The organism is Desulfobaculum sp. (genome assembly GCF_054921475.1).
In genome coordinates, this window is record NZ_JBUDSW010000135.1 from 1 (window position 1) to 9458 (window position 9458).

Annotated in this window: 9 protein-coding genes; 3 read left to right on the forward strand and 6 right to left on the reverse strand. The window is 62.6% G+C overall.

Annotated features, from left to right (window positions below):
• Positions 1-110: 110 nt before the first annotated feature.
• Positions 111-1925, forward strand: coding sequence for a sensor histidine kinase (locus ACY69P_RS09955; protein ID WP_462327349.1), 1815 nt, complete (start codon positions 111-113; stop codon positions 1923-1925).
• 76 nt (positions 1926-2001) lie between these two features.
• On the opposite strand, the gene ACY69P_RS09960 is transcribed toward ACY69P_RS09955, so the two are convergent.
• The 3 genes from ACY69P_RS09960 to ACY69P_RS09970 form a co-directional block, all read right to left on the reverse strand.
• Complete coding sequence (locus ACY69P_RS09960; RefSeq protein ID WP_459898543.1) at positions 2002-3225, reverse strand: MFS transporter; 1224 nt, start codon at positions 3223-3225, stop codon at positions 2002-2004.
• Positions 3226-3678: 453 nt separating this feature from the next.
• A complete protein-coding gene (locus tag ACY69P_RS09965) occupies positions 3679-4680 on the reverse strand; it encodes a TRAP transporter substrate-binding protein (protein ID WP_462327350.1) in 1002 nt (333 codons plus the stop codon).
• A gap of 163 nt (positions 4681-4843) precedes the next feature.
• Complete coding sequence (locus ACY69P_RS09970; RefSeq protein WP_404844132.1) at positions 4844-5116, reverse strand: RNA recognition motif domain-containing protein; 273 nt, start codon at positions 5114-5116, stop codon at positions 4844-4846.
• A 702-nt stretch (positions 5117-5818) separates the two neighbouring features.
• On the opposite strand from ACY69P_RS09970, the gene ACY69P_RS09975 reads away from it, so the two are divergent.
• Positions 5819-6175: a hypothetical protein gene (locus ACY69P_RS09975; protein WP_459898539.1), complete on the forward strand. Its 357-nt coding sequence runs from the start codon at positions 5819-5821 to the stop codon at positions 6173-6175.
• A gap of 107 nt (positions 6176-6282) precedes the next feature.
• Here the strand turns inward: ACY69P_RS09975 and ACY69P_RS09980 are convergent, their stop codons facing one another.
• The 3 genes from ACY69P_RS09980 to ACY69P_RS09990 all read right to left on the reverse strand — a co-directional run bounded on the left by ACY69P_RS09980 (position 6283) and on the right by ACY69P_RS09990 (position 8277).
• Entirely contained in the window at positions 6283-6573 is a 291-nt protein-coding gene (locus ACY69P_RS09980) for an MTH1187 family thiamine-binding protein (protein ID WP_462327351.1), read from the reverse strand.
• Between the two features lie 86 nt (positions 6574-6659).
• Positions 6660-7178 (reverse strand): 4Fe-4S dicluster domain-containing protein, encoded by a 519-nt coding sequence (locus ACY69P_RS09985; RefSeq protein WP_404844129.1) that lies wholly within the window; start codon positions 7176-7178, stop codon positions 6660-6662.
• A gap of 37 nt (positions 7179-7215) precedes the next feature.
• Positions 7216-8277, reverse strand: coding sequence for an FAD-dependent oxidoreductase (locus ACY69P_RS09990; protein WP_459898534.1), 1062 nt, complete (start codon positions 8275-8277; stop codon positions 7216-7218).
• A gap of 344 nt (positions 8278-8621) precedes the next feature.
• Here ACY69P_RS09990 and ACY69P_RS09995 point away from each other — a divergent pair, with 344 nt between their 5' ends.
• The gene (locus ACY69P_RS09995; RefSeq protein WP_462327352.1) at positions 8622-9386 is read left to right on the forward strand and encodes an MBL fold metallo-hydrolase; all 765 of its coding nucleotides are present in this window, start codon (positions 8622-8624) and stop codon (positions 9384-9386) included.
• The last annotated feature ends 72 nt before the right edge of the window (positions 9387-9458 follow it).

A 9458-nucleotide genomic window follows, 5' to 3' on the forward strand; every position in this document is an offset into this window, starting at 1 on the left:
CCAAAGCAGCTTGCCCCGCACGGCGTTCTCGACTATGCCGAAAGAACGAGTATCCTCCCACACGGGATGCTCCAACCACCCTTTCGCATAGGGAGTATGACGCCGCCGCCATGCCGACCACCTCAAGCGCCGCACCACGTCCGCCCGCTGCCAGCCGCTCCACCGGAGCCGGGACCAATCTGTCCCTGCTCGTGTACCTTGTGCTGTTCATCTCGCTGACCGTTCTGACCATTGCCACCACCATTGAGCACAATAAACAAAGCCATCTCAACAGCATTGCCGACACCACGGGCGCACTGGCCCGCCACTTCGCCTACGAGCTCACTCACCACCCAGAAGACGTCCCCCACATTCAGCACGAGCTTACAGAACTCGCGCGCCACAGCAGCAGCGTGATGACCATCAACATCATCAGCACACAGCCCTCCGGCGCAGAGCCGCGTATCATCGCCTCCAGCAACCCCAAACGCGTCGGCACGCAGCCGTCCGAGCGCGCCAAGGCCGCCCTTGCCGCCAAAACGGCAAGCAAAAACGACTGCACCCTGCATGGCCGCCCCGGGGTGTGCTTCAAGGTCCCCCTCACGCAGGCGGACGGCTCAGTTTTTGGGCTGATGACCTACTCCGTCACCATGTACGACAATACCGCCGCCGTATGGCTCTACACAGCCGTGACGGCCATTTTATTTATGATTGTCGCCTACATGCTGCACCGGCAGCAGCGCCGCACGCATGAGGAACTGAGCGCCCGACGCGTCACCGAGCGTGAACTCACCCTGCGCGAAGCCCAGCTGCGGCAGATTATCGACCTTGTGCCGCACCTTATCTTCGCCAAGGACGAAGAAAGCCGCTTCATCCTTGCCAACACGTCCGTCGCGTCCATCCACGGCCTCAAACCGTGGGAGCTGGTGGGCAAAAAGCAATCGGAACTCACCTCCCCCCTGCCCGAGCAGACCGTGCGCTTTATTATGGACGACAAAAAGGTCATGCGCACCGGGACCTCCCGCATCGGCTACGAGGAAGAACTCACCTGCGCAGGCGGACAAACCCGCATCTACGAAACCAGCAAAATTCCCTTCACCACGAAAGGTCACTCCGCCGTCCTTGGCGTTGGCATCGACATCACCGAGCGCAAGGCCATGGAATCCGAACTGCGCCGCCACAAGGAGCGGCTGGAGGAACTGGTGGACGAGCGCACCAAGGCCCTGCAGGACGCCAACACCAGCCTTGAGAACGAAATCGCGGAGCGCGCGGTGATGCAGCGGCGCATAGAACAATCCTTGGAGGAGAAAAACATGCTCCTGCAGGAGGTGCACCACCGCGTCATGAACAACCTGCAAGTCATCTCCGGGCTTCTGGACATGGCCCAGCGCCGCGCAGACACCCCCGCCGTGGCCGAACTGGCCGGCGACCTGTCCACAAAGATTCACAGCATCAGCCTGGTGCACACCCTGCTCTACCGCAGCGACAGGTTCGATACCATCGACTTTGCCCAGTACATGCGCCAACTCACGGCCCACCTGCAGGTGGTCTTTGACGCGCGGCGCATCACCATTGAGTACGACCTCACCCCCGTGTCCCTGCCCATCGCCACGGCCAGCCCCTGCGGCATGGTGGTCAATGAACTGGTCAGCAACGCCCTCAAGCATGCCTTTCCCGGCGGCGCAGAGGGAACCCTGCGCCTGCGCCTGTGGCTTGAGCATGGCACCGTGCATATCTCCGTGGCCGATACCGGCGTGGGCATTCCGCCGGACTTCGCACCGGCCACTGCGGCCAGCATGGGGCTTCGCCTTATTACCAACATTGTCACGTTCCAATTGCAGGGCGCCTTTACCTACTCCAATGACAACGGCACCCTTGTCAGCATCAGCTTCCCCCTGCCCGACCACTGCGCGTCGGACCATTTGCCCGAGCCAGCCACCGCCTAACAAAAAAGGCGACACCGCATGCGGGGTCGCCCAAAAGTCATTCCGGACCGGGACGTGCCCGGCCTCTGCTATGGCGCTACTGCGCCCTTGTCCGCTCCTCCTGCCCATCCAAACCCCGGCCAAAGACAAACACACCGGTCAGCACGGCCACCATCAGCGCGCCAATGACGCCGCCGGTCCAGAACACCCCGCGCAGTCCGCCAAGGGTGTAGGCCGTGCCCATAACCAAAGGCCCAAGGGTCTGCCCAATGCGCAGCACCATGCCATTAAGGGCCATAAATGCGCCGCGCTCTTCCATGGGAGCCATCCCCGCCAGCAGCGCCTGCACTGTGGGGATATTAAAGGCCTGCGCCACACCAAAGAGCAGCACAGGAACCGCCACACTCCACGCCCCCGGCATCACCGGAATGAGCACAGCGGACAGAGCGTACAGCACAAAGGCCGCCACCAGCAGCGTCCGAGGCGCAACCCAGCCGGACAGCCGCCCCACCTGCGACGCCACACCCGCCGATGTCAGGCTGGATATGGCGATGATGGACCCAATAACCGGCGGCGTGGCCGCAAAGGTGGAGGACAGATAAATGGGCAGGTAGGTGATAATAACGCCGTACAAAATGATGAAGGACGCGCCGGTGGTGGCGAACAAACACAGCGCGCGCGGGGACGAGGCCCGCACAACGGCGCGGCGCATCTGCTTCATGAATTCGCCCTTGCCCTGCGGCTGCGGCACCTTGAGCCACAGCGCAACCACCACGGCAAGCGGCAGCGCAAGCAGCGGCAGTTCAAAGGGCCATTGCCAGCCAACAGCCGCCAGCCCGCCGCCCACGAGGGGGAATATGGTGGTGCCAATGGACAAGACGCTGGCGCTATACCCCATGGCCTGCATGCGCTCGCGCCCGGCGTACATGTCGCCGATAATGGTGGCGCACAGCGCCCACAGGGACGACGCGCCAATGCCCTGCAGAAAGCGCAGCCCCACCAGCACCCACATATTGGTGGTGAGCGCGCACAGCCCGCCAAACAGGCCAAAGATGACTAGCGACGGCACAAGCACGGCCTTGCGCCCGTAGGTATCGGACAGCACACCGGCCACAGGCGCAAAAAGCACCCCCGGCACCGTAAAGGACGAGATAAGCCACCACGACTCGGCGGGCGGAATGGCCATGGCGTGCAGCATCCTCGGCAGGGCCGGGGCGATGCTGGAAACGCCCATCACGGCCACAAGGGTCACGCCGAACAATATCTGAAGATTCGTATCGCGGTATATCCTACGAAGCTTGGCGGAATCGGACTGTTGCATGCGGGGCACCATACACAGCACGCCCCGCGTTGTCTGCACATTTCCCGGCGCCCGCAACGCTGCGCCGCAGGGGCACCAATCCCCCCGGCATCATTGATAAAGCCGCGCACCGCCCGCCGCACATCAGCCGCATATGCGCCGGGGCCTCTCCAAGGGACAACGCCCTGCCCACAGACGCGGCAATGCGCTGCATACCCGGCCCGGCGACGCTGCCCGCGTCTGGCCCGCGCGGCAGGCAGCGCCCTGCCACTTCCGCGCGGTGCGGGCGGATTCGTCCGCCATGCCGTCCCTCACAATCACGCGCCGTAGACGCCTCTTCACTTGCCCGCGCCCCGGCACACCCGGCGCCCACACCCCACCCACGACGGCGGCGTGGGGCCTCTGCCGCCACGCCGCCGCGAAATGGGGTCTTCTCAAGGCCAACGCGATAAGCGCGCCGCCCCTGCGCCAAAATTACTTGCCCGCTGTGGCCTTCAGGAATTTCTCCAGCAGCGCCCGCGTTGCCGGGTCCGCATACAGCGGCATGCTGGTCAACGACTCCGCACGCCCCTTAAAGGACGCTAGGTCCGGCTGCGTCTCCACCTGCATTCCGGCGGCTTCCAGCTTCTGCAAAAAGTCATGAACATTGGCGCGGTTCCACTCCCGCTGATAGCGCGACGCCTCGCGCATGCAGTCCTTCAGCATGGCCTGCGTCTGCTCCGGCAGCGCGTTGAACCAGCCAAGGCTGGCTACGTCTACGTGGGCGGAATACACGTGCCCGGTCAGGGTCAGGTACTTCTGCACTTCGTACAGCTTGGCGGTCCACACCACCCACAAGGGGTTTTCCTGGCCATCAATGGTCCCCTGCTGGAGCTCAGAGTAGATGGGCCAGCCCATGGGCGTGGGGTTCGCGCCAAGGGTGCGCCACAGCTCCTTATGCAGGGTGGACTGCATAACGCGAATCTTCAGCCCCTTCACATCGGCAAGGCTGTGGACCGGGCGCGTGTCGTTGGTGAGGTTCCGAAAGCCATTCTCGGAAAAGGACAACCCCTTAAAGCCCGCTCGCTCAAGCGCCGCCAGCACCTCGTCACCAAGAGGCCCGTAGAGCACCTCGTCCACCTGCGCATAATCGCGGAACATAAACGGGAAGCTGACAACTTTCACTTCCGGGACAAAGGTATCAAAGGGCCCAAGGGTACAGATGGCCATTTCCACAGCGCCCATCTGCACCTGCTGGAGAATCTCCGTCTCCGTGCCCAGCGATCCACTGTGGAAAATCTCCACGCGGTAGGCCCCGTTGGACCGCTCCTGCACCAACTCGGCAAAGCGCGCCGCCGTCACATGCTGCGCGGAACCGGGCGGCGTGACGATGCCGAGCTTGATAACCGTTTCGGCGGAGGCTGCCGGGACCAGCCCCGCCACAAGGGTCAGCAGCACCACAAGGGCGCAGAGCACTGAAACCAGATGCTTTTTCATGGATATATTCCTTCCTTTGCGAACAAATTGCACACGCAAATACACCACTACGTTACGAAAAACGCGTTCTGCCTGCGTACACGGTGGGCGGGGAAAAGAAAAGCCCCCGGGAAGGGCGCCGGGGGCTTGGCGCGCCGCACATGCGGCGCAGGCAAGGGGTGGGCTACCAGGGGGTCCGCTCTCGTCGCGGGCGGTCCTTGGCAATATTCACACGAAGGGGGCGCCCGCCAAACATGGTGCCGTCAAGGGCCTCAATGGCGGCGTCCACTCCGTCTTGGTCCATTTCAACAAAGCCGAAGCCGCGTGGGCGACCGGTAAACCTGTCTTCAATAAGCCGTACAGACGTCACGCTTCCGTGCTCTTCAAACAGGGCGCGCACCTCATCCTCCGAGGCGCTGAAAGGAAGGTTTCCAACATAGATGTTCTTACCTGACATAAATCCCGCTCCTCAATGGAATTGCCTGCATCACGGTGGATGCGATAAAGATGTACACTTTTGCACAACTATGCCACACCCACTGCAAAAAGCAAGACCTTTCAGCCAAAAACATACACTATTCCCGACACTTCCCCGCTCACCATCACACACAACAGAAGGCGTTACATCCAAATCTCTGCGGCGTGCGGGCATTTTTGCGTAACAACAGTCCACACATCCGGTGCCGCGCACTCCTCAAGACGTTTCCCCCCGCCACAACGGGCGGGAGGCGAGTGCCTTCCCTGCCATTCCTTCTCCCCAAGCGCGGCGCATTCTGCCCGCCATATGGGCCTTTTCAGCTCCTCGCCCACCCCGGCGCTCCGCCCCATGTGGCAGTTTCGCCAAGGATTCTGCCCCCCTGCAAACTTCACCAATATCGCGGGGTGGTTGCGGTGAAATTCAGCCTCTGGCGGGCTTTTCCTTCACTTTTTCCTGTACCCCTCCTAGGCACAAAACCGCCAATGATGTACTCTACCAAGGTGTGCGTCTTCCTTTCCGGCCCGCGCCATGTGCGCGGCCGGGCGGCCAGCTTTTCGCCGCCACACTGCACGTGGATGACCACAGCGTTCCCGGCCCCGACGACCGATTGCCAGGACGGCGACGGCCCGTCCATTTTGAGCACACGGGCCCCGGCCCTCAAACGTTGTGAAGGAGCACGACGTGGGACTAAACGTAAGCTACAAAAGACTGCGCTGTAAGGGTTCCTGTGGACGGCACAAGCTGCTTGAGCTGCTCGTCACCACTGAGGAAGGCTCGTATACTATGGACGAGGCCGACCTCTCGGGAAAACCCGGTAAATCGGGCATTCCCCGTGGTGACGCGGCGCAAGGGGAAAAGGCACACGCCGCGCCCTCCTCCGAGCCATCGCAAAACTTCTGGGAACCGGAATACGAAATCGTGGAATGGCAGGGCACGCCGGACACCAACGCCCAAGCCCTCGACAGCATCTGCAACCGCAAAACCCTCGCCCTCCCGGACCCGGGCGGCCCGCGATCCATATTCAACACCAAGGTCTAACCGCCGCGCCATAGCATAACCGCGCGGCCACACTTCCGCGCCAACACACAAAAAAACGTCCAGCCAATGGCTGGACGTTTTTTGTAGGCACGCGTGAGGGCGGGGTGCTAGGCCTTCATCTTTTCCTCAACGGAGCGGGGCTTGGCCTGCATGCGTCCGCCCTTTCCGGCGCGGTAATCAACCTTCACGGTCATATACACGCGCTCGCTTTCAGCGGCGATGGCCTTGAAGCACTGGGATATGACGGCGTTCACCTCGTCCCACTCTCCTTCAAGAACCGTCCCCATAGGATTCAGGGAATAGTCCAACCCGCTGTTCTTGACGATGGTGACGGCGCGGGCCACCCACGGACTGAGGCTGACGCCCTTGTCCACCGGAAACAACGATACTTCAGCCATAACGCTCATCGGTACTTCTCCCGTTTTGTGGTTTTGGCAGAAAAAAAGGCCGCGGGGGGTGCCCGCGGCCTTTGTGGTCGGTCGTGTTATTTGCCCCGCATCTGCCGTATCTGCTTCATGACCAGCTTCTGGGCGGAGAGGGACTCCTTGGTCCGGAGTTCCTGCAGCTCCTCGCGGTCCACAAAGTAGATGGCTTCTGCCGGACAGATGGCCACACAGGCCGGGCCAAGGCCCCGGCGGCGGCGCGCGGCGCACAGGTCGCACTTGGTAACCGGCACCACGCCGCCAGCGTGGTAAATGGCGTTAAAGGGGCAGGCCTCCATACACTTCATGGCGCGGCATCCGCGACAGATGGTGGGGCTGTGGATGACCACGCCCTCATCGGTCTTGTTGATGGCGCCTGCGGGGCAGGCCTTGATGCACTGCGGGTTCTCGCAGTGGTGGCAGTAGAGGGGAAACGCCAGCCCCTCGTCAGTCTGCGTCATCTGAATGCGCGGGATGCCGTGGAGGAATTTGCAAATGGCCTCGCACGACTCGCACCCGATGCACTTGGAATAATCAACCCATTTGGTCTTTGGGCATTGGTCTTTCTTGCTGTCGGACATATCGTTCTCCGGTGATGGATTCCGCTGGTGGCGCGGGCTAGTCGCTGGTTGCGGCAAAGTCGAGCCACTCTTCCATGGACCGAGCCGCCTCAAGACCGCTGGTGATGGCCCAGCCAATCTTGCTGGGGCCGTTCAGGGCGTCGCCAGCAAGGAAGACGCCTTCCAGCGGCGTCATACGCGGCCAGCCTGTGGCCTGCTTGCGCACCTTGCCGATGTCCACCTTGTCCGAGGCGGGAACCGTGGGCAATTCGCCAACGGCGGTGATGACGAGGTCCACGTCCAGCACCTGATTGGACCCCGACTCGGGCACCGGACAGCGGCGTCCGCTCTCGTCAGGCTCCCCAAGGGAACACTGGATGTACTCCAGTCCCTCTACGGTCTCCTCGCCAAGGATGCGCACAGGCAAGGTCAGCTCGCGCCAGATGACGCCACGGTCCTGCAGCAGGGCAATCTCGTAGGGACCGGCGGGGGCTTCGTTGCTGGTGCGGCGGTACAGCATGTAGACCTTGTTTGCTCCGCTGCGAAGCGCGCAGTCCGCCGCGTCCACGGCGGAAAGCCCGCCGCCGACGATGGCGACGTTTTTGTCCTTGGCATCGGAGTAGCAAATATCCTTGCTGCATGCCGCGCCGCGCAGTGGGAACAGATATTCCAGACCCGACAGCACGCCGGAAAGGTCCTCGCCGGGGATGCCCATACGGCGAGAGCGCCACGAACCGGTGCACAGCATCACGGCGTCAAAGTCGTGCCGCAGGTCCTCAAGGGCGATGGTCTCGCGCATCAGGTCGTCGCCTTCGTCGTGGTCCGTGGAGTCCTGCCCCACGATTTTCACACACGGGTGGAAGATGACGCCGTAGTCCTTTTGCAAAATTTTGGCGGCTTCCTCAACGCGTTCCACCGCAAGGCGGAAGTCCGGAATGCCAAAAAACAACAGGCCGCCGGGCTTGGGCATCTTGTCGAAAATTTCAACATGATAGCCCTGACAGGCCAAATAGCCGGAAACGGCCATTCCGGAAGGACCGGCGCCAACAACGGCAATCCTGCGTCCGTTTGGCTCACCGGGAGCGTCGCGGAACAGGGCAAAATTCATTATGCTCTTCATATCGTTCCCCTTTTTCGATTCATGCGGCCGGGCCGCGGCATCGTCCTTCCCGCAAAGGGGGATTGTGGATTCAATCGTATCAGGATACTCAAATTGCTGCGCACGCACAACGCACGTCGCCGCAATGGGGCATTGTCAATCACATATTTCCCGTGCTGTGTCCACCGCGTTTTTTGTCACAAGCGCCTCGGCTGGCGCGGGTTTCCCCGCCTTGGCGCGCGCAGCAGACGCCCCAACTGGTGCCCCAATTGATGCCCCTGTAGACGGGCCTTTCCGCCGCGCACTGCGAGGGCGCGCGAAAAAACACTTTTCACCACCCGAGAGCCTACGCCATCATATCCATTATGCAAGCACGCATCCACGCCATCCATCACAACTGCTTTTGCATCGCCGCCAGCGGGCGGATGCTTGTCTTTGACTGGCCCGCACCGGACCAGCGTCCGGCAAAGGCCGCCACAACGCTGACCCAACTGGTCACCGGCCAAGACGCCATTGCCGCATTCTCCCACAGCCACGGGGATCACTGTTCGGCGGATATTTTGGACATCCTCGCCGCTGCCCGAAGCTCGCGGTATATCCTCTCCGACGACGTTCCGGACATGGTGCCCCAGCTGGACCTGCCCGGCGCCGTCATCCCCGCCCCCGGCGACCCGCCGCCCGCGCCCGGACCGTGGACGCACGTTGACGACGGGGTGTCCGTATCGGCCATGGCCAGCAACGACCTTGGCGCGGCGTTTCTCATCCGCCTTGGCGGCTGGCGCATATATTACGGCGGCGACCTTGCCGAGTGGATATGGCCGGAAGCGGGCGACGCGGCCAACGCCTTTACGGCGGAGTATTTCAGCGCCGCCATCGAACACGTGCGCGCCTTTGCCCCGCATATCGCCCTCACCAACTGCGACCCGCGCCTCCCCGGCCTCTCCGGTGCGGCGCGCTTTGCTGACGCCGTGCGCCCGGCGTGCCTTGTGCCCATGCACAGCTTTGGCAACACGGCGCACCTGCCGGACTTTGCGCAGCAGGTGGCGCGGCCGGGGATGCAGGTCTTTGCCGCAACGCGCCTTGGCGAGTCCTGCACCATCACCGGAGACGACCCCGCCGACGCCGGATAGGACGCACGCGGCGGGCGACGAGCCGAGAGCCGAGCAGGCCCCAACCCCTTGCGTCAACTGCGTATTCGCGAA

Bases quoted from the DNA above. Each gene is read 5' to 3' on its own strand.
- ACY69P_RS09955 (WP_462327349.1), top strand. From the start codon at position 111: ATGCCGACCACCTCAAGCGCCGCACCACGTCCGCCCGCTGCCAGCCGC.
- ACY69P_RS09960 (WP_459898543.1), bottom strand. From the start codon at position 3,225: ATGCAACAGTCCGATTCCGCCAAGCTTCGTAGGATATACCGCGATACG.
- ACY69P_RS09965 (WP_462327350.1), bottom strand. From the start codon at position 4,680: ATGAAAAAGCATCTGGTTTCAGTGCTCTGCGCCCTTGTGGTGCTGCTG.
- ACY69P_RS09970 (WP_404844132.1), bottom strand. From the start codon at position 5,116: ATGTCAGGTAAGAACATCTATGTTGGAAACCTTCCTTTCAGCGCCTCG.
- ACY69P_RS09980 (WP_462327351.1), bottom strand. From the start codon at position 6,573: ATGGCTGAAGTATCGTTGTTTCCGGTGGACAAGGGCGTCAGCCTCAGT.
- ACY69P_RS09985 (WP_404844129.1), bottom strand. From the start codon at position 7,178: ATGTCCGACAGCAAGAAAGACCAATGCCCAAAGACCAAATGGGTTGAT.
- ACY69P_RS09990 (WP_459898534.1), bottom strand. From the start codon at position 8,277: ATGAAGAGCATAATGAATTTTGCCCTGTTCCGCGACGCTCCCGGTGAG.
- ACY69P_RS09995 (WP_462327352.1), top strand. From the start codon at position 8,622: ATGCAAGCACGCATCCACGCCATCCATCACAACTGCTTTTGCATCGCC.